The 19,319-nt window shown below is 71.3% G+C and carries 20 protein-coding genes; 13 read left to right on the forward strand and 7 right to left on the reverse strand.

The window, feature by feature from the left end; genetic code table 11:
* Positions 1–25: 25 nt before the first annotated feature.
* Together ACM26Y_RS04680 and ACM26Y_RS04685 are read right to left on the reverse strand one after the other, a co-directional pair.
* Positions 26–775 (reverse strand): IclR family transcriptional regulator, encoded by a 750-nt coding sequence (locus ACM26Y_RS04680; RefSeq protein WP_416063614.1) that lies wholly within the window; start codon positions 773–775, stop codon positions 26–28.
* An 8-nt stretch (positions 776–783) separates the two neighbouring features.
* Entirely contained in the window at positions 784–2,247 is a 1,464-nt protein-coding gene (locus ACM26Y_RS04685) for an APC family permease (protein WP_416063615.1), read from the reverse strand.
* Positions 2,248–2,683: 436 nt separating this feature from the next.
* Between ACM26Y_RS04685 and ACM26Y_RS04690 the strand changes: the two genes are divergently transcribed.
* The 12 genes from ACM26Y_RS04690 to ACM26Y_RS04745 all read left to right on the forward strand — a co-directional run bounded on the left by ACM26Y_RS04690 (position 2,684) and on the right by ACM26Y_RS04745 (position 12,757).
* Entirely contained in the window at positions 2,684–3,274 is a 591-nt protein-coding gene (locus ACM26Y_RS04690; protein WP_416062779.1) for a MauE/DoxX family redox-associated membrane protein, read from the forward strand.
* Positions 3,275–3,315: 41 nt separating this feature from the next.
* Positions 3,316–3,930, forward strand: a complete 615-nt coding sequence (locus tag ACM26Y_RS04695; protein ID WP_416062780.1) for a redoxin domain-containing protein — start codon at positions 3,316–3,318, stop codon at positions 3,928–3,930.
* 37 nt (positions 3,931–3,967) lie between these two features.
* Complete coding sequence (locus tag ACM26Y_RS04700) at positions 3,968–4,630, forward strand: methylamine dehydrogenase light chain (protein WP_416063616.1); 663 nt, start codon at positions 3,968–3,970, stop codon at positions 4,628–4,630.
* The gene (locus ACM26Y_RS04705; RefSeq protein WP_416062781.1) at positions 4,627–5,940 is read left to right on the forward strand and encodes a hypothetical protein; all 1,314 of its coding nucleotides are present in this window, start codon (positions 4,627–4,629) and stop codon (positions 5,938–5,940) included. Before ACM26Y_RS04700 ends, ACM26Y_RS04705 begins: the two co-directional genes overlap by 4 nt.
* Positions 5,937–7,547 (forward strand): multicopper oxidase family protein, encoded by a 1,611-nt coding sequence (locus tag ACM26Y_RS04710; protein WP_416062782.1) that lies wholly within the window; start codon positions 5,937–5,939, stop codon positions 7,545–7,547. Before ACM26Y_RS04705 ends, ACM26Y_RS04710 begins: the two co-directional genes overlap by 4 nt.
* A gap of 11 nt (positions 7,548–7,558) precedes the next feature.
* Positions 7,559–7,903: a plastocyanin/azurin family copper-binding protein gene (locus tag ACM26Y_RS04715; protein ID WP_416062783.1), complete on the forward strand. Its 345-nt coding sequence runs from the start codon at positions 7,559–7,561 to the stop codon at positions 7,901–7,903.
* On the forward strand, positions 7,900–8,226 hold the full coding sequence (locus tag ACM26Y_RS04720) for a cupredoxin domain-containing protein (RefSeq protein WP_371382952.1): 327 nt from the start codon (positions 7,900–7,902) through the stop codon (positions 8,224–8,226). The genes ACM26Y_RS04715 and ACM26Y_RS04720 overlap by 4 nt, the downstream gene beginning before the upstream one ends.
* A 45-nt stretch (positions 8,227–8,271) precedes the next feature.
* The gene (locus tag ACM26Y_RS04725; RefSeq protein WP_416062784.1) at positions 8,272–9,108 is read left to right on the forward strand and encodes a methylamine utilization protein; all 837 of its coding nucleotides are present in this window, start codon (positions 8,272–8,274) and stop codon (positions 9,106–9,108) included.
* 69 nt (positions 9,109–9,177) lie between these two features.
* Positions 9,178–9,672, forward strand: coding sequence for a glutathione peroxidase (locus ACM26Y_RS04730; RefSeq protein ID WP_003936557.1), 495 nt, complete (start codon positions 9,178–9,180; stop codon positions 9,670–9,672).
* A 5-nt stretch (positions 9,673–9,677) separates the two neighbouring features.
* Entirely contained in the window at positions 9,678–10,331 is a 654-nt protein-coding gene (gene bluB, locus ACM26Y_RS04735) for a 5,6-dimethylbenzimidazole synthase (protein WP_003936556.1), read from the forward strand.
* Positions 10,332–10,360: 29 nt separating this feature from the next.
* A complete protein-coding gene (locus ACM26Y_RS04740; protein ID WP_416062785.1) occupies positions 10,361–11,065 on the forward strand; it encodes a DUF2334 domain-containing protein in 705 nt (234 codons plus the stop codon).
* A 48-nt stretch (positions 11,066–11,113) separates the two neighbouring features.
* Positions 11,114–12,757: an FAD-binding dehydrogenase gene (locus ACM26Y_RS04745; protein ID WP_003936554.1), complete on the forward strand. Its 1,644-nt coding sequence runs from the start codon at positions 11,114–11,116 to the stop codon at positions 12,755–12,757.
* Positions 12,758–12,811: 54 nt separating this feature from the next.
* On the opposite strand, the gene ACM26Y_RS04750 is transcribed toward ACM26Y_RS04745, so the two are convergent.
* Positions 12,812–13,456, reverse strand: a complete 645-nt coding sequence (locus ACM26Y_RS04750) for an MBL fold metallo-hydrolase (protein ID WP_003936553.1) — start codon at positions 13,454–13,456, stop codon at positions 12,812–12,814.
* Positions 13,457–13,559: 103 nt separating this feature from the next.
* Positions 13,560–14,102: a flavodoxin family protein gene (locus ACM26Y_RS04755; RefSeq protein ID WP_416062786.1), complete on the reverse strand. Its 543-nt coding sequence runs from the start codon at positions 14,100–14,102 to the stop codon at positions 13,560–13,562.
* Positions 14,103–14,258: 156 nt separating this feature from the next.
* On the opposite strand from ACM26Y_RS04755, the gene ACM26Y_RS04760 reads away from it, so the two are divergent.
* The gene (locus tag ACM26Y_RS04760; RefSeq protein WP_416062787.1) at positions 14,259–15,737 is read left to right on the forward strand and encodes a carboxylesterase/lipase family protein; all 1,479 of its coding nucleotides are present in this window, start codon (positions 14,259–14,261) and stop codon (positions 15,735–15,737) included.
* 151 nt (positions 15,738–15,888) lie between these two features.
* Here the strand turns inward: ACM26Y_RS04760 and ACM26Y_RS04765 are convergent, their stop codons facing one another.
* The 3 genes from ACM26Y_RS04765 to ACM26Y_RS04775 form a co-directional block, all read right to left on the reverse strand.
* Positions 15,889–16,605, reverse strand: a complete 717-nt coding sequence (locus ACM26Y_RS04765) for a hypothetical protein (RefSeq protein WP_416062788.1) — start codon at positions 16,603–16,605, stop codon at positions 15,889–15,891.
* 78 nt (positions 16,606–16,683) lie between these two features.
* Positions 16,684–18,924 (reverse strand): heavy metal translocating P-type ATPase, encoded by a 2,241-nt coding sequence (locus tag ACM26Y_RS04770; RefSeq protein ID WP_416062789.1) that lies wholly within the window; start codon positions 18,922–18,924, stop codon positions 16,684–16,686.
* Between the two features lie 27 nt (positions 18,925–18,951).
* Positions 18,952–19,260 (reverse strand): heavy-metal-associated domain-containing protein, encoded by a 309-nt coding sequence (locus tag ACM26Y_RS04775; RefSeq protein ID WP_416062790.1) that lies wholly within the window; start codon positions 19,258–19,260, stop codon positions 18,952–18,954.
* Positions 19,261–19,319: the final 59 nt, after the last annotated feature.

Below are 19,319 nucleotides of genomic sequence, written 5' to 3' on the forward strand. Positions count from 1 at the left end.
CCCGGTGACACCCCCGTCCACCCGGTCACAGCAGCCCCGACAGCCGGGCCGAGCCGTCGACGAGGAACCGCACGAGCGCCGCGTCGTCCGGGGTGACCCGCGACGCCGACCCCTGCAGGTAGAGGCCGCCGACGACGAACGCCGACCGGTCCCGGATCGGCGCCGCCAGCGCGGCCCGCCCGATCCGGCACTCCTCACCCTCGTACGCGTAACCCGCGACAGCAACGGCGCGCAGTTCCTCGGCGAGAACACCGGGGTCGCAGATCGTGTGGTCGGTCAGGCGCCGCAGCCGCGGATCGGGACGCACGTGCGGATGGTGCGCGAGCATCAGCTTGCCGAGGGCGTTGGCATGCAGGTTCTTCGCCAGCGCACCGACAGCGACGATCTCGTGGTCGGGATCCTTGTCCACGAACCGCAGCCGCCCGGCCGCGAACGACGCGACATGCACCCCGAAGCGGGTGCGGGTCCGCAGCTCCTCCACGGCGTCGTGCAGCGTCGGCGACGGGCTCGTCTCGACGGCCGCCCGCGCCAGTTCCGCGGTGCGACGGCCCAGCGCGAAGCCGGACAGGTCCGGCACACGGACGAGGAACCCGTCGGCCACGAGCAGGTTGAGCATGCGGTACGCGGTGGTCGGCGGCACCCCCGCGAACCTGGCGATCTCCTTCGCGGACGTGCCGGGGCCGAGCTGCGCGACCGCCTCGAGCATTCCCAGTGCCTTCTGCACCGCGCTCGGCTGCTGCCCGCTGAAGTGCGAGTCGTCCGCGTGCACGGACATGTGCGCCGTCAAGCCGGGTCCCCGTCGCGGGAATGCGGGACGTCCGGAAGTATGCGCGGACGCCCGTCCGCACCGATCACGAGAGTCCCCGCCCCGGGGAGGATGTCCCCGGTCTCGACCGAGTCGAACGCCCCGATCGTCGCCAGGCTGCCCGGCCGGACCCACCGCAGGACGTACTGCCACACCGTGCCGGACACCGCGACCGCCGCGAGTGCCGCGGGCACGATCCACACGCCGTGCGCGGTGCCGTCGACGGCGATGTAGCCGAGCAGGCCGACCCCCAGGACCGACACGAACACCGCGGCCGCCCGCGTCACCACGGTGTGCTCGCCGATGCGGTGCAGGAACCGCAACGACGCGACGGCCACCAGCGTGTAGGCGATGACGAGGCCGATCTCCACGACACCGTCGAACGACCCCGAATCCGCCTCCGCGAGGGACGCATACAGGCATGCGCCGGTGAGGCCCGCGGCAGTGAAGGCGAGCACGCCCACATGCGGGGTGCGGAACCGGTCGTGGACGCGGGCGAGGGTGCTCGGCAGCACCCGCTCGACGCCCATCGAATACAGCAGCCGCGAACCGGCCTGCGTGCAGCCCAGGGTCGACGCCAGCCACGAGCACGTCATACCCGCCTGCACGGCGAGCACCACGCCGACGCTCGCGCCGGACGCCGTGCCGTCGAAGTACGCGCCGACGACGACGGCGGCGTGACCGGACAACGCGGCCCAGGCTGAGAACACGAACAGCACACCGACGACGACGGGAGAGATCAGCACGGTGCGCGTGACGGTCACCAACGGCCGCTTGGCCTCCGGACCGAAGAACGCGGCGCTCTCGAAGCCGGCCATCGACAGCACGGTGAGCATCGCGAGGAACGGCATGATGCTCAGCGGGGCGTCCGGCAGTTCGGTGGTGGCCGGGCCCGCACCGGCCGGGGTGCCCACCATGAGCGCCACGATGAGCACGAGCGAACACGTCTCGACGAGTAGGATCGCGCGCGTCGCGAACCGCACCCCACGCACGGTGATCACCGCGACGGCGAGCGCCACGAGACCGATGGTGACCGACCACGGCGCGGCGCCGGACACGTGCACACCGAGCAGGTCGGCAATGCGGAGCAGGCTCTGCGCGGCCTGCGACATCACCGAGATCGAGATGCCGAGATAGCCCACCAGCAGGGCCGCGCCCGTGGTGAGGGTCGCGCGGATACTCAGGCCCTGGAACACGAAGCTGTAGAGCGAGCCGGCCGCGGCGAGCCGCCGCGTGAACTGCGTGATGCACAGCGCCACCGACACCACCACGGCGGTGGTCCCCGCGATCGCGAGCAGACCGCCCACTCCCGGGCGGTGGGTCACCATCCACAGCGCGATGAATACCATCCCGGTGGCCGGCGCGATCGTCGACAGGGACTGGCCGAGCAGATCGATCGGGGTGAGCTGCCGGCGGCCGAGGGCACGCAGCGGTGAGTACACCGGATCCCGGCGAGTTCCGGCATCCCGTGAGCGGGCAATCGCGGCCCGGAGTGCGGTTGTCACGATCGTCGTGTCCCGTCTGTGCGTCCGTGCGGCCGGCGGTGCCGGCACCCGGGCGGTGAACCGCCTCCGGGCGAGGGACAACGTAGCGCCGCGGTGTTACGCGACGGTTTCCTCTGCGAACGACATGTGGACGGCAAGTGGGAATCCGCTCGGGACAGCGCTGTGGCCCGCGCCACCCCACGGCCCAGGTGCCCGGCGAACAGGTCCTCCGAGAGGTCGAGAAACCACGCCCACCTGCAGCGTTCGCATGGGGCGCGCCGCGACGCCCGGTTCCACTCGCGGTACCCCCGGACGTTTCCCCGACGACCCGTTCGCGACGCATCCGGTGCGCACGATTGAGCGGCACGATCATTCGACTGCGAAGGGGACGACCATGATGTGGGCGGTGGTAGCGGCGCTCGTCGGCGGGACGTTGTTGCTCGCGGGGGTGCCGAAGGCAGGCGATCACGAGGGGCTGCTGCGCGTCGTCCGCGGTTACCGGTTGCTGCCGTCCGGGATCGAGCGGGTGGTCGCGCGGGTGCTGCCGGCCACGGAGATCGCGGTAGGTGCCCTGCTGGTGCTCGGCGTCGCCGGCCGCGTGGCCGCGGCCGCCGCGTCGGTGCTGTTCCTCGGCTTCTTCGTCGGCCTCACCGTGAACCTCGCCCGGGGTCGGCGCGAGCTCGACTGCGGCTGTTTCGCGTTCGGTGATCGCGATGCGGCGCCGCGTATCGGCTGGTTCCACTCCGTGCGGGCCGGCGGGTTCGCCGCCTTGTCGATCGCGCTGGCCCTCACCGGACCGCCGGAGATCGGCGTGCTCGAACAGGCGGCGGCACTCGCGCTCGCGGCGCTCGTCCTCGTCGCCGGACTCGCGGTGGCCCAGTTGCGCGCCGTGGTCCACGTCGGGCGCCGGTCCGTCGACGAACACCTGACCCAGGCGTCCGCCGAACTGCGTGCGGTCGCCACCGCGTCGCGCTACGGCGCCTGAGAATCCCTCTCCCGAAACCCTTCCCGAGACAGGACCGATAGATGGACACCATTCTTCTCGTTGCGGTCACCGTGCTGACGGTGGCGGTCGCCGTGCTGTTCCTGATGGTGCTCGCGCTGGCCCGCGAGATCGGCCGGGTGCAGGTCCGGCTCGGCCCCCTCGGGGCCCGCATGATGGACACCGGCCCGAAGATCGAGCAGGCGGGTCCGTCCTTCCGCGGCCTCACCGACCACGTCGGACGCACCGTCGGCATCGGCGGGCACCGGGACCGGCCGCAGCTGCTGCTGTTCACGGCGCCCACCTGCTCCACCTGCAAGAGCCTGCTGCCCGGCGTCCGCGCGATGGCCAAGGCGGAGAGGGACCTCGACGTCGTGATCGTCTCCGACGGCACATCCGAGGAGCACCGGCAGTTCCTCGCCGGCAGCAACATCGGCACCGAACTGAGCTACGTGGACGGCCGCGACGTCGGCATCGCCTACCAGGTCGGCACCACGCCCTACGGGGTGATCCTCGACGAGCACGGCAAGATCCGCGCCAAGGGCCTGTGCAACCACATGGCCCAGGTCGAGAGTCTGCTCAACGCCCTCGAGACCGGCACCCCGTCGCTGCAGCACCTGCACGAACAGGCCAAGGCCCGCGCCGCCGCGAGCGCCTGAATCCCCCCCGGACGAACGGAGAGATGCATTGGACGAGATGTACGAGAACCGGTACCCGGTCGACAAGGAGACCGTCGAGGAGCAGGCCGCCTGGATGGCCGGCAAGGGCGGTTCGTTCATGAGCCGGACCGGACGCCGGATGTCGGAGCAGGTGTCGCGCCGCTCGATGATCAGCCGTCTCGGCCGCTGGACGATGGGCGTGTCGGGAGTGGCGCTCATCAGCTCGCTTCCGGTGACCCGCACCGCATTCGCGCAGGAGCCCGCACCCGATCCCGGTCCGGAACCGCTCGTGCCCGTCTACGACGGCAAGGATCCGGCCGAGTGCGAGTACTGGCGCTGGTGCAACATGGACGGCACCTCCTGCGCGGCCTGCAACGGCGGCGGAGTGACCACGTGCGCGCCGGGCAGCAGGCCGGGTGCCGAATTCTGGGTGGGCTGCTGCACCAACCCCGACACCGGAAAGACCTACCTGATCGCCTATTACGACTGCTGCGGCGCCCCGTCGTGCTCCAACGCGTTCTGCGGCGAGCCGGACATGCAGGCCGTCATGTACAACCCGGTTTCGGGCAGTTACGACCAGGAGATCATCTGGTGCGTCTCCGACGAATCCCAGTCGTACACCTGCACCATGGCCCCCATCATCGGCGAGGACTGCCAGGCCCGTCCCGCCGAGCGCCCGAAGGTCGGTGCCGGATCATGACATCGCGTTCCCGCCACCTCGTGCGTCCCGCCGCAGCCGCCGTGCCCCTCGCGCTGCTCGTCACCCTCGCCGGCTGCGGCTCGTCCGGCGACGACCCGAACACCGCCGGCGACGTCACCTATCCCACCGTCGAATTCACCACCCCCGGGGAAGGCATCGCCCTCGGCCACGACGACCAGGAGATCGGCGACACCATCCCCGAACCTCTGCACGTCTCCGAGATCGAGCCCATCGGGCGCGACGAACTCGTCGCCGTGGCAGGCGGATTCGGAAAGCTGGAGCTCGGCGTCAACGTCCTCGACCCGAAGACGGGTGTCGCCGGCAGCCGCATCGTCGTCGGGCCCGGCATCTGGGACCCGGTGATCCACGGCTTCGTCGGCGAGACCCCCTCCGACCCGGCCGTTCTCGCCGCCGAAGTGTGGCGTCCCCGCGGCTCGCGGGGCGCCGCCGACTTCACCGTCAGCACCTACTCCGGAAACCTGCTCGAGCCCGACGAGGCGCTGCTGCCCGACGTCGCGCGCGTGCACTCGCGGCCGGGTTCCAACGCGGTCACCTCCGACGGGCGGTACTTCGTCACCTGGGACGACGGGCTCTACGGCGTCCGCGTCGTCGACCTCGAGACGAAGCAGCAGAGCGGAGCCGTGCAGATCGTCGGCTGCGGACCGTTCACCTGGACCGTGGACCACGAGATCTACAGCGTGTGCGAGGAGACCGGTGAACTCGTCCGGATCTCCGTCGGCGACGACGGCGTGCCCGCCGAGACCGCCCGGGCGAAAGTGTTGCCGGACGATTTCGTCAGCGCCCGGAAGGTCGGGTGGGCCGCCGAGGCGCGCAAAGCCCTGCTGGTCGGGGAGAACGGCGACGTGTACGTCTTCGACTTCTCGAACGGACTGCCGCAGGACGCGGTGACGCCGATCGGCAACGCCGGCCGGCCCGAGGGCCGGTTCGCGAGCGACGTCATCGACAACACCGGCACCCGGATCGCGATCGCCTACACCGACTCACCGATCCATCCCAGTTCCGCCCGCGGCGGAGACCTGGCCCGCATCGAACTGTCCGACGCCGCGAATCTCGCACCGATCCGGACGCTGAGCCTGCCGGACCTGGGACTGGCCGACATCGCGAGTATGGCGTTCTCCGTGGACGGAGCGACGTTCTACGTCCTCGGCGGCAACCCGGAGGGGCAGGGCGAGGCGACGCAGCGCATCGTCGGGTTCGACGCCGCGACGGGGCAGCAGGTCTCCTCGGCGGAGATCAGCGGCAACGTCGAGGATTTCACCGACCTGCTCACCCCCGAGGTGATCGGATGAGACCACCCGGCACCGTGCTGGACCGGCGCAGGTTCCTGGCCCTCGGCTCCCTCGGGGCCGGGGCGCTGGGGATGAGCGCGCTCGGGTTCGGTGCCGCCGGCTGCGCCACCGCATCCTCCGGTACGCAACCGGCCGGCGCCGGCGCGGCGAACCGATCGGCGGCCGATCTCGACTACATTTCCCCGGCCGACCCGGAGGTCGCCGCCTCCGAGGCCGCCCGCGGCTGGAACGGCACCGTGGCGTCGTTTGCGCTGGCCGCCGGCGTCGCCACCGTCGACCTGGGTGGTCGTCTCGTCGACACCTGGACGTACGGCGGGCGGGCCGTCGCCCCGGAACTGCGGGTCCGCAGGGGTGACCGGCTCGACGCCGCGGTGCGCAACGACCTGGATGCCGACACCACCGTCCACTGGCACGGCATCCGGATCCGCAACGACATGGACGGTGCTGCGCCCGTCACCCAGGCGGCGATCACGCCGGGCACGACGTTCGACTACAGCTTCGTCGTCCCGGACCCCGGCACCCACTGGTATCACTCGCACAGCGGCCTGCAGGCCGACCGCGGGCTGTTCGGGGCCCTCGTCGTGGAGGATCCCGACGACCGCACCGGCGCCGACGCCGACGCCGTGCTGGTCCTCGACGACTGGGTCGACGGTCTCGGCACCACACCCGACGCGGTGCTCACGGCGCTCAACCCCGCAATCTCCGGTGGGCACGGCGGCCACGGCGGTGGCGCGGCACCCGGGCCGCAGCCTCCCGGCGACCTGTACGTCGCCCGGCAGCTGGTGAGCGCCGGGCACGGCGACTCCGCGGCGCTCGGTGGGATGACCCAGCACATCGCGTATCCGCTGCACCTGATCAACGGCCGGCCCCCGAACGATCCCGCCCCGGTCGTCGCCGCGGCGGGGCAGCGCGTGCGGCTGCGGATCGTCAACGCGGCGGCCGAGACCCCGTACCGGTTCGCGGTGGCCGGGCACGAACTCACGATCGTCGCGGCGGACGGCTTCGACGTGCAGCCCACCGTCGCCGACACGATCGTCGTCGGCATGGCGCAACGCTACGACGTTCTCGTCACCGTCCGGTCGGGCGTGTGGCCGATCGTCGCGAAGGTCGAAGGGCGGCCAGGGTATGCCTCGACGGTGCTGCGCACCCCGGACGCGGTGCCGATGGCCGACGCCGACGTGGGCGGCGCGATCCCCGAACTCGACGGCCGGCTCGTCGCGGAGAGCGCGTTGCGGCCCGTCGAGGCCGTGCGGCTCGATCCACGCGAACCCGATCGGGACTACCGGATCGAGCTGATCCAGGCCGGGGACCGCTACGTGTGGGGCATGGCCGGGGTCGATGCCGGCCGCCTGATCATGAAACAGGGTGAACGCGTCCGGATCACGATGAAGAACTCGTCGACGATGTGGCACCCGATGCACACGCACGGGCACACCTTCGCGATCGGCGCCTACGGCGGGCTGCGCCGCGACACCGTCAACGTGCTGCCCGGCACCGAACTCGCGATCGAATTCGACGCCGACAATCCGGGTGAATGGATGTTCCACTGCCACAACGCCTACCACTTCGAAGCCGGTATGACCGCGAACTTGCGGTATATCCGATGAGAGGAATCCTGATGCGAAAGTCCGCCGTTCTGCTCGCCGGCCTGCTGACCGCGGTGAGCCTGTCTGCCTGCGGCACCGCTGGAGGTTCGGCCGAGCCCGCCGTCGTCGTGGAGGTGAAGAACATGGCCTACAACCCGGAGTCGGTGACGATCGAGAAGGGCCAGACCGTGGAGTGGCGCTTCGACGACGGCGGACTGCCGCACGACGTGGTGGGGGAGGGCCCCCTCGAGGGTCGGCTGAAGAGCGAGCTCCTCACCGAGGGAACGTATTCCTACACCTTCGACGACGCCGGCACCTTCACGTATCACTGCACGCCGCACCCGATGATGGTCGGCACCGTGATCGTCCGGGAATGAGCCGGCAGCCGGGGTGGGCTGCGGCCCTGCTGCTTCCGCTCGTCGCGGCCTGCGGCCCGTCCGATCGACCCCCGGACGCGGTGGTGGTCGTCAGCAATGTCCACTTCGCTCCGCCCGACGTGACCGTGCCGGCCGGTGGCACCGTCGAATGGCGGTTCGAGGACGGCGGGGTGCTGCACCAGGTCGTATCGGAGGGGTGGTTCGACAGCGGGATCACCGCGGAGGGTACGTACTCCCGCACATTCGACGAACCGGGCACCTACCCGTACACCTGCTCGGTCCACCGGTACATGACCGGAACCGTCACCGTCACCGAATCCTGAACCAGCCGTCCATATCCGGAGAACACCGATCCCTTGGAGGAAGTCATGACCGCAGTACTCGCGCACGAGCCGCTGACGACGGATGTGCCGGACATCCGTCCCACCCTGCAGAAGGCCGTGCCGTCGCGCACTCGCGCGGTGCTGATCGCCGCCGCCGGCGTCGCCGGTGCCGGGGCCGCGGCGCTGCTCACCCCGGCCGGGCCCGCCGCGACGACCGCCGCGGTCGTGGGTGCCGGAGCCGTCACCGCCCTGGCCGCGAACTGGTCGACGTGCGGCATGTCGGTCGTCGGCGTCGTCGCCGCCCCGAAGCAGCCCGGCCGTCCGGGTTCGTCGACCCCGGTGCGCAGGCTCGGCTGGCACGCACTCGGTTCGATCGCGACCGGTGCCCCCACCGGCGCGCTCGTAGGGGCGCTCGGTGCCCTCGTCGCCGGGGCGGTCCCGGTGACGTGGGCGCTCCTCGCGTGGGGCGCCGTCGCACTGGCGTACGGCCTGCACGAGCTGGGCCTGGTGACGCTGCCGACGCCGATGCGCCGCAGACAGCTGCCGCGGCACCTGCGCCGGTCGATGGCACCGTGGAAGGTCTCGCTGCTCTTCGGCGCCCTCATCGGGCCGGGTTTCGTGATCTTCATCCGGTCGAGCGCGTACTACCTGCTGGTGCTCGGCGTCGCCGCGGTCGGCTCACCCGTCCTCGGCGCCGCGCTGTTCACGCTCGTCTCGCTCGGCCGGTGCATGCCGAGCCTCCTGGCAATCGTGCACACCCGCGGGGGCGGGTCGATGCCGGGCTTCCTGTCGGCGATGTGCGTGGTCGACCGCCGGGTGCAGACGCTGACCGGCGCCGCGCTCGTGGCCCTCGGCGCATTCGCGGTCGTCGCCGCACTGTGACGTGCCTGCTCGCGGCGACCCCGGGGTGCACTACCGCCCCCGGGGCCGTCGCGACTAACGTCGGGCGGCATGACGACTTCTCTGCAGAACATCGGCATCAACACCCTCGGCGGGGTGCCGACCTCCCTCGCCGAGTTCGACGGTCGCGCGGTCCTCGTGGTCAACGTCGCCTCCAAGTGCGGCCTCACCCCGCAGTACACCGCGCTCGAGAAGCTCGCCGTCGAGTACGCGGACCGGGGCCTGACCGTCGTCGGCGTGCCCTGCAACCAGTTCATGGGCCAGGAACCGGGCACCGCCGAGGAGATCCAGACCTTCTGCTCCACCAACTACGGCGTCACGTTCCCGCTGATGGAGAAGATCGACGTCAACGGCGAGAGCCGGCACCCCCTCTACACCGAACTCACCCGGCACCCCGACGCGAACGGCGAGGCCGGCGACGTGCAGTGGAACTTCGAGAAGTTCCTCGTCGCACCCGACGGAAACGTCGTCGCCCGGTTCCGGCCCCGCACCGAGCCCGACGCCCCCGAAGTGATCGCCGCCATCGAAGCCGCGCTGCCCCGCTGACTGCGATGACCGACACCATCGATGCGCGGGCGGCGCTGTACGAGGTGATCCGTGCCCGCCGTGACGTCCGCGCGGAGTTCACCGGCGAACGCGTCGACGAGCAGGTCCTGTGGCGGGTTCTGGGGGCGGCGCATGCCGCACCCAGCGTCGGCAACACCCAGCCGTGGGACTTCGTCGTGGTCCGCGACCCGCAGCGGCTCGCCGAATTCGCCGACCACGTCGCCGGGTGCCGTCGCGCGTTCGCGGACTCGCTGCCGGAGGAACGGCGGCGCACGTTCGATCCCATCAAGGTCGAAGGCATCGTCGAGTCCGGCACCGGGATCGTGGTCACCTACGACCCGTCGCGCGGCGGGCGGAACATCCTCGGCCGACACACGATCGACGACGTGGGCGTGTTCTCGGCGGTGTTGTCGATCCAGAACCTGTGGCTCGCGGCCACCGTCGAAGGACTCGGCGTCGGCTGGGTGTCGTTCTACGACGAGGCGTTCCTCGCCGACTTCGTCGGAGCCCGGCCCCCCGTGCGGCCGATCGCGTGGCTGTGCGTCGGTCCCGTGACCCGGTTGCAGGAGGTGCCCGACCTGGAGCGGTTCGGATGGCGGACCGGCCGGCCCCTCGCCGACGCCGTGCATGCCGAAACCCTTCAGGTGCGCGACGCCTGACGTTCACCCGGCCCTGTCACCGTGGAGCCATGAGCGGCCAGCTGATCGTGTCGGTGTCGGGCATCAGGGACGAGACCCGCCCGGCGGTGGACGCCTTCGCCCGGGAGATGGACGCCCGCGGCGTGCCTCTGTCGTTGCTCGTCGCCCCGCGCCTCAAGGATCACTACCGGCTCGCACGTGATCCGCACACCCAGGAGTGGCTGCTCGAGCGTCGCGAGGGCGGCGACGCCATCGTGCTGCACGGCTACGACCAGGCCGCGACCAAGCGGCGGCGCGCCGAGTTCGCGGTCCTGCCCGAACACGAGGCGCGGCTGCGGCTGCTCGCCGCCGACCGGGTGCTCGAGGAGACGGGACTGCGGACCCGGCTGTTCGCGCCGCCGCGCTGGCTCGCCTCGCCGGGGGCCGTCGCGGCGCTGCCCGCCACCGGGTTCCGGCTGATGGCCGGCGTCGCCGGGATCCACGATCTGTACCGCGACACCGTCACCCACGCGCGGGTGTTCGGCATCGGGGAGGGTGCCAAGGCCGAACCGTGGTGGTGCCGGGCGATGGTGATCGGCGCCGGCCGGGTCGCCCGTCGCGGCGGGCTGCTGCGGCTGTCGATCTCGGGCAAGCAGCTCGACCGTCCCGGACCGCGGCAGGCGATGCTCGACGCGGTCGACCTCGCCCTGCATCTCGAGGCGCAGCCCTCCGTCTACCGCTGGCCGCCGCGCGCACGCACACTCGGCGCCGCCTGACCCCGGAGATCTTCCCACGCTAACCTACTCTGCAGTAGGTTGGCGGGCATGGATGCAGACGTGATCGTGGTGGGCGCCGGTCTGGCCGGACTCGTCGCCACAGCCGAACTCCTCGACGCCGGGCGCACCGTCGTGCTGGTCGACCAGGAGAACTCGCACAACATTGGGGGACAGGCCTTCTGGTCGTTCGGCGGGCTGTTCTTCGTGGATTCCCCCGAACAGCGCCGGCTCGGCATCCGCGACTCGTACGACCTGGCCCTGCAGGACTGGATGGGCAGTGCCGCGTTCGACCGGGAGGACGAGGACTACTGGCCGCGCCGCTGGGCGCAGGCCTACGTCGAGTTCGCGGCCGGAGAGAAGCACGCGTGGCTGAAGGAACGTGGGCTGAAGCTGTTCCCCATGGTCGGCTGGGCCGAGCGCGGCGGCTACGACGCCGGCGGTCACGGCAACTCCGTGCCCCGCTTCCACATCACGTGGGGAACCGGACCGGGACTCGTCGAGATCTTCGCCCGGAAGGTGCTCGACGGCGTCGACCGTGGCCGGGTGGTCCTGCGGAACCGGCACCGCGTCGACGACCTCGTCGTCACCGGCGGTGCCGTCACCGGGGTGCGCGGAACCGTGCTCGAACCGTCGTCGGCCGCGCGGGGGGTGGCGTCGTCGCGCGTGGCGACCGGCGAGTTCGAATTCTCGGCCGGCGCGGTGATCGTCACGTCGGGTGGCATCGGCGGCAACTACGACCTGGTGAAGAAGAACTGGCCGAAGCGGCTGGGAGACCCGCCGAAGCACATGCTCACCGGGGTGCCGGCGCACGTCGACGGGCGGATGCTCGAGATCACCGAGCGTGCCGGGGGGCGCATCGTCAACCGCGACCGGATGTGGCACTACACCGAGGGCATCACCAACTACGACCCCGTCTGGCCCAATCACGGCATCCGCATCCTGCCCGGCCCGTCGTCGCTGTGGCTCGACGCGACCGGCAAGCGACTTCCGGTGCCGCTGTTTCCGGGCTTCGACACCCTCGGTACCCTCGAGCACATCGTGCGCAGCGGGCACGACCACACCTGGTTCGTGCTCGACCAGAAGATCATCGAGAAGGAGTTCGCGCTCTCCGGTCAGGAACAGAATCCGGACCTGACCGGCCGCGACATCCGCAAGGTGCTGCAGCGGGTCAAGCCCGGCGCGCCGGCACCGGTGGAGGCGTTCAAGCAGCGCGGCGTCGACTTCGTCGTCCGCGACACCCTCGCCGAACTGGTGGCAGGGATGAACGAGCTCACTCCGGACGCACCGCTGGACTATGCGACGGTCCGGCAGGTCGTCGAGGCCCGGGACCGCGAGATCGCCAACAAGTACACCAAGGATCTGCAGGTCGCGGCGATGCGCGCGGCCCGCGCGTACGTGCCGGACCGGATCACCCGCATCGCGGCCCCGCACCGATTGCTCGACCCCAAGGCCGGTCCGCTGATCGCGGTGAAGCTGCACCTGCTGACCCGCAAGACGCTGGGTGGGCTCGAGACCGACCTGTCGGGCCGGGTCCTGACGACCGGCGGATCGGTGTTCGAGGGCTTGTTCGCGGCAGGAGAAGTCGCCGGGTTCGGCGGCGGCGGAGTGCACGGCTACCGCTCGCTCGAGGGCACCTTCCTCGGCGGCTGCATCTTCTCCGGCCGCGCCGCCGGTCGCGCCGCGAGCCGCTGACGCGGCCGGTGTGTCTTTCGGGCGGCTACCGCAGCCCGAAAGACACACCGGCGGTTACGCCTCCACCGAATCCTCGGCGGGCAGCACCCGGAACTCGGTGCCCTCCGGCGCCATCTCCGAGTAGCGGCCGTAGAAGATGCCGGTGGCCTGGTCCGCGACGATGCCTTGGTGGATCGGCACGGCCACCCGCGGGTTGACCGCGCGCAGGTAGTCCACCGACTCCCAGATCTTCAACCACGGCGCCGCGGCGGGCAGCGCGAGCACGTCGACCTTCTCGTGCGGGATGTACAGCGAATCGCCCGGATGCAGCAGCCGCGCCGGGTTCTCGTCGTCGCCGAGCAGATAGGCGGTGTTGTCGACGACCGGTAGTTCCGGATGGATGACGGCGTGCCGGCCGCCCGTGCCGCGCACCCGTACGTCGCCGACGGTGAACGCGTCGCCCGGGTGCACGGCCCGCCAGCTTCCACCCAGCTGCGCGGCGGTCTGTGGGTCCGCGAACAGGGCGGCCCCCGGGTTGGCCTCCACCAGGGCCGGCAGCCGCGCCGGGTCGGCGTGGTCCGGGTGCTGATGGGTGACCAGGATCGCGTCGAGCCCGGTGATGCCCTCGAAGCCGTGCGAGAAGTTGCCCGGGTCGAACAGGATCGTCGCGCCGAGATGTTCCACGAGCAGGCAGGAATGTCCGAAGTGGGTCAGTCGCATAGACCCGAGTATGGACCGTCGGGCGCGGCTGTGCGCCGAGCGGAGTTGTCGTCCTGTCGGCCTACGGACATGAGCGGTACATTCGCTCATGTCCGCGAGCGCGTCAGCGCACGTCTTCGGATCCGCTCGCCACCTGCTGTGCGAGCGACCGGCCCCACTGCTCGGCGCGGTCCTCCTCGTCGGGCTCGAGTGCCGACTGCTTGTCGACGAGGAAGCTCTCCGGATCGGCGACGAGCTCGAACCCGTGCTTGCGCAGCTTCCTGGCGATGCCCTTGCCGGCGCGGCCGGTGAGCACGGCCGCCAGGTCGATGCGGGTGTCGAACGCTGCGGCCCTACCACCGCCGGACGGCAGCGAATCGAGCCACTCGCGGACGCCCTCGCTCTCGGCGTCGGGTTCGAGCGTCAGTCCGCTGTCGGGTTTCTCGGCCTGTTCCGCCGCACCGTGGCGTGTCGACTCGCGGCTCATGCCGTGCGCGTGTGTGGGGCCGCCGACCACCACCAGGTCGTACCCGGACAGGTTCTCCTCGTGCGCCTGGGTGACGGGGACCGTGCGCACCGCGTCTGCCGGTCCCAGTCCGCGCGCGACGGCTTCCGCTACGTGCCGGGTGTTCCCGAACATCGACTCGTAGACAACCAGTGCTCGCATGCCGCACCTCCTCGGCCGGATGTCGAAGTCCGTCCACCTCAGAATAGGAGACATGGGACCGGGCGAATATGCCTTTCCTGCCGAGATCGGCGATACATTCGCTCGGTGGCCTGCGACGGTGGGCCGGCGGCCGTGGCACGACGAGGGGAGCAGGGTATGACGGATACGGTGCAGACCGGCGCGGGCGCGGTCCGGGGGACGGTCACCGACGGGGTGTGGGCGTTTCTCGGCATCCCGTACGCGGCGGCCCCGGTGGGGCCGGCGCGGTTCGCCGCCCCGGCACCGGCGCCCCGGTGGGAGGGGGTGCGTGACGCCACCGCGCCCGGTCCCACCTGTCCGCAGTCGCCGTACGCCGCACCGGCGGCCGCGTTGCTCGGCAACGTCATCGAACCCGGCGACGAGTGCCTGAACCTGTCGGTGTGGACCCCGGACCCGGGTGCCTCGGCACTGCCGGTGATGGTGTGGATCCACGGCGGCGCATTCACCCGTGGATCGAACCGGATCGAGAGCTACGACGGGCGTGCCTTCGCGCGCGACGGGGTGGTGCTGGTGTCGGTGAACTACCGGCTCGGGATCCCCGGATTCCTGTCGCTCGACGGCGCGCCGGACAACCGAGGCCTGCTCGACCAGCTCGCCGCGCTGCGCTGGGTGCAGGACAACATCCGGGCGTTCGGCGGCGACCCCGACAACGTGACCGTGTTCGGTGAATCGGCCGGCGGCATGAGCGTGGCCGCGTTGCTCGCCTCGCCCGCCGCGACGGGCCTGTTCCACCGCGCCGTCCTGCAGAGCGGCAATGCCACCGCGGCCGCGGACGTCGAGGACGCGCGCCGGGTGACGGCCGTCCTCGCCGGCAATCTGGGGGTGCCGGCCACCGCCGCGGCGTTCGGTGCCCTCGACCCCGGCCGCCTGCAGTCCGCGCAGGACGACCTCGGCCTCGAACTGGCGCAGAATCCGGACCCGGCCCGATGGGGTGCGTCGGTGGTACAGCGCGGACTGGGGGTGATGAGCCTGTTCCCCACGATCGACGGGGAGGTGCTCACGTCGCTGCCGATCGACGCGCTGGCCGCCGGAGCAGGCACGGATGTGCCGGTGCTGGCCGGAACGACCACCGACGAGTTCCGGTTCTTCCTGGTGCCGACCGGCATCGCCGCGGCGATCACCGCGGACACCCTGCCGTTCGTCCTGCACCGGTACGGGATCGATCCCGCGACCGCCGATCTCTACGCCGGCCACCGTCCCGGAGCCACTCCCGGGGACGTGCTCGCAGCGATCCTCACCGACTACGCGTTCCGGTCGGGCACCGTCGCCCTCGCCGACGCGATCGTCCGCGGCGGTGGAACGGCCCGGCTGTACGAGTTCGCCTGGCCGAGCCCGGTCCAGGACCTGCGGGCGTGCCATGCGCTCGAGATCGCGTTCGTCTTCGACCGTCTCGACGTCGCCCACCGGCTCACCGGAGACCGGCCCCCGCAGTCGCTCGCCGACGAGATGCACCGCGCCTGGGTGCAATTCGCGACCACCGGAGATCCGGGGTGGGCGCCGGTCGGTGCCTCGCGACCGGTCCGGGTGTTCGGGGGCGAGGGCGATCCGGTGGTGACGGATCCACGGTCCGACGAGCTGGCGTGCTGGATCGGCTGACGTCCCCGCCCGGATCCGGATGACGGTGCGTCCCGCGTCCGGCCGGCCGCCCCCCGCCCGTGGCCGAATGTCACATCGGTTCGGTCAGATCGACGCGATGTGACATTCGGCCGCCCGCCCCCGTCTCCGGGTGCCGACCGTCGAGTGTCCGTTACCGCTCGGTGCCGGCGACGAGCTGCTCGACACGCTCGTGGAAGATCCGCCAGCGACGCTCGTTCTCGTGCGTGAGGACGGCGCTGTGTGCGGCGAGATCCGAGGCATGGTCGAGCATTTCCGCGGCCGAGAAGAGATAGCGCGGAGCGACACGGTCCGCTGCGAGGTCCGCACGCAGCGCGGCGGGGGCGAAGTCCACCCGCTCGAGGATCGCGACCGACCGGTCGAGGTGGCGGGCGACGAGTTCGGTCGTCGACGCGCACTGCCAGTCGTGGGAGACGATCCGGTGCCGTTCGGCGAGCAGATCCGCCAGCGCCGGGTATGCGAGCAGTGCCGCGAGCATGTCCCAGGCCGCCGCCATGGCGGACGCGAGCCACTGCCCGGTCGTCCGGCTCGCCTCGGCGAGTGCGCGGAGGTCGGCCTTCAACCGGGTGATCTCCGCGGGTTCGCCGCCGCCCTCCATGAACAGGATGCCGAGCGTCTCGGTGGCGCGGTCGTCGTTGAGGTCGGGTGCCCCGGCGAACGAGCTCGGCGACGTGTCGTCGGCCGGGGCGACCACCGACCATCGTTCGGCGAGGGCCTTCAGGGCACGGGAGCTGCGCTGGAGCCGGATCACGTCGTGGTAGGGCGATTCGGAATAGAACTTCTCGTGCTCGCGGTGGAAGCGGGCGAGGTTGCGCACCGTGAGCAGCAGCGGGTCCGGCTCGGCCTGCATGCGTCGAGCGTGACACAGCGCGACGCGGCGCCGCCGGGGAATCGACGACTCCCGGCAGCGCCGCGTCGGCCTCGCCGCTCAGTTCGGGCTGAACCGCCGCAACCGCAGGCTGTTGCTCACCACGAATACCGAGCTGAACGCCATCGCCGCCCCCGCGATCAGCGGGTTGAGCAGCCCGAGCGCCGCGAGTGGCAGGGCCGCGACGTTGTAGGCGAACGCCCAGAACAGGTTGCCCTTGATGGTGCGCAAGGTCGCGCGGGCGAGCCGGATCGCGTCGGGAGCGGCCCGCAGGTCTCCACGCACGAGGGTCAGGTCCGAGGCCTCGATCGCGACGTCGGTGCCGGTGCCCATCGCCAGTCCGAGGTCGGCCTGGGCGAGGGCGGCCGCGTCGTTGACGCCGTCGCCGATCATGGCGACGACCCGGCCTTCGTCCTGCAGCCTCGCGACCACCTCGACCTTGTCGGCGGGCAGGACCTCGGCGATGACCTCGTCGATGCCGACCTGCTTCGCGACGGTCTCGGCGGCGCTGCGGTTGTCGCCGGTGAGCAGCACCGGCCGCAGACCGAGTTCGCGCAGTTCCGCGATCGCCGCGGCCGAGGTGTCCTTGATCGTGTCGGAGACGACGACGATCGCCCGGATGCGCCCGTCCCAGGCGATCCACACCGGTGTGCGGCCCTCGGCTTCGGCGGCCCAGGCGCTCCGTCGCAGCGGTTCGGGCGCGGTCAGCGACCACTCGTCGCGCAGCCAGGACAGCCGGCCCGCGAGCACGGCGTGACCGTCGACGACCCCGGAAACGCCCCGCCCACCGTGGTTTTCGAAGTTCTCCACGGGTAGGAGAGCGCCGGCGGCCGCGGCCCGCTCGGCGACGGCGCGCGCGATGGGGTGCTCGGAAGCGTGCTCGAGCGCCCCGGCCAGGCGCAGCGCCTCGCCGTCGTCCTCACCGTCGGCGGTGTGCACGGTCGCGACGGCCATGCGGCCGGTGGTGACGGTGCCCGTCTTGTCGAGCACGACGGTGTCGACGCGGCGGGTCGATTCGAGGATCTGCGGTCCCTTGATGAGGATGCCGAGCTGGGCGCCGCGACCGGTGCCGACGAGCAGTGCGGTCGGGGTCGCGAGACCCAGCGCGCAGGGGCACGCGATGATCAGCACCGCGACGGCTGCGGTGAACGCCGCTGTCACCGAGTTGCCGGTGAGCAGCCATGCCGCGAGGGTGAGCAGCGCCAGTCCGATGACGATCGGGACGAACACCGCCGACACCCGGTCGGCGAGCCGCTGCACCTCGGCCTTGCCGTTCTGCGCCTCCGTCACCAGCCGCGCCATCTGAGCGAGCTGGGTGTCGGCGCCGACGCGAGTCGCGCGGACGACGAGGCGGCCCCCGGCGTTGACGGTGGCTCCGACGACGGGGTCGCCGGGCCCGACCTCGACCGGCACGGGTTCGCCGGTGAGCATCGACGCGTCGACTGCCGACGTGCCCGAGACGACGACGCCGTCGGTGGCGATCTTCTCGCCGGGCCGCACGACGAACCGGTCGCCGACGGCGAGTCGGCCGATCGGGATCCGGGTTTCGAGGTCACCGTCGCGGAGCACGGCGACGTCCTTGGCGCCCATGTCGAGCAGTGCCCGCAGCGCCGCGCCCGACTGCCGCTTGGCGCGGGCCTCGAAGTAGCGTCCCGCCAGGATGAAGGTGGTGACCGCGGCGGCGACCTCGAGGTAGATGTGCGGCTCGGAGCTGCCCGTGGGCAGCAGATCGAACGACATGCGCATGCCGGTCATGCCGGCGTGGGTGAAGAACAGTGCCCACAGCGACCAGAGGTACGCGGCCGTGACGCCGACGGAGATGAGGGTGTCCATCGTGGCGGCGCCGTGCCGGGCATTGGTCCAAGCTGCGCGGTGGAAGGGCAGCGCCCCCCATACGACGACGGGGGAGGCGAGAGTCAGGGTGAGCCACTGCCAGTTGTCGAACTGCAGTGCCGGAATCATCGACAGCAGCACCACCGGCACGGTGAGGACCGCGGAGACGGTCAGGCGCTGCCGCCAGGCCGCCGCCTCGTCCGGTTCGGGGGCGGCCTCGGTGGTCTCCTCGTCCCGCGCCGGGGCGGGGAGGGCGGCGGTGTAGCCGGTCGCCTCGACGGTTGCGACGAGGTCGTCGGGGGCGACCCCCTCCGCGTAGGCGACCTTGGCCTTCTCGGTCGCATAGTTCACGCTGGCGGTCACCCCGTCCATGCGATTGAGCTTCTTCTCGATGCGCGCCGCACAGGAAGCGCAGGTCATGCCGCCGATCGAGAGTTCTACCTCGTGCACCATCTCACCCGTGGTCATGAGCGGGTCCCTTCTCGAGTCGACGGGTCACTGCGGGGCGAGGCGGTAGTCGCCGGCCTCGTCGAGGGCGGTGGCGACGGCGCCGGCGTCGAGGCCGTCGACGCTGGTCACGGTGACGGTGGAGACACCGCCCGCGACGAGCTCGACGTGGACGTCCTCGACACCGGGCAGGGCGCGCAGCTCCTCGGTGACGGCTCCGGCGCAGTGGCCGCAGGTCATGCCGACGACGGGGAAGGCCTGGGTGTTCATTCGGGGGTCCTCACTGCTCGGTCCGGTGGGGTGGTCGGCGCAGCGGCAGCCGCCGGCCGTGTCGGTCAGGGGCAGGAGCCGGGTCATCGCGATCCTCCTCTGGTCGTGTGTCTCCTTTATACCCCCTAGGGGTATGTATGCGCCAG

It is taken from the genome of Rhodococcus indonesiensis (assembly GCF_047782815.1).
Taxonomy (GTDB): Bacteria; Actinomycetota; Actinomycetes; order Mycobacteriales; family Mycobacteriaceae; genus Rhodococcus; species Rhodococcus indonesiensis.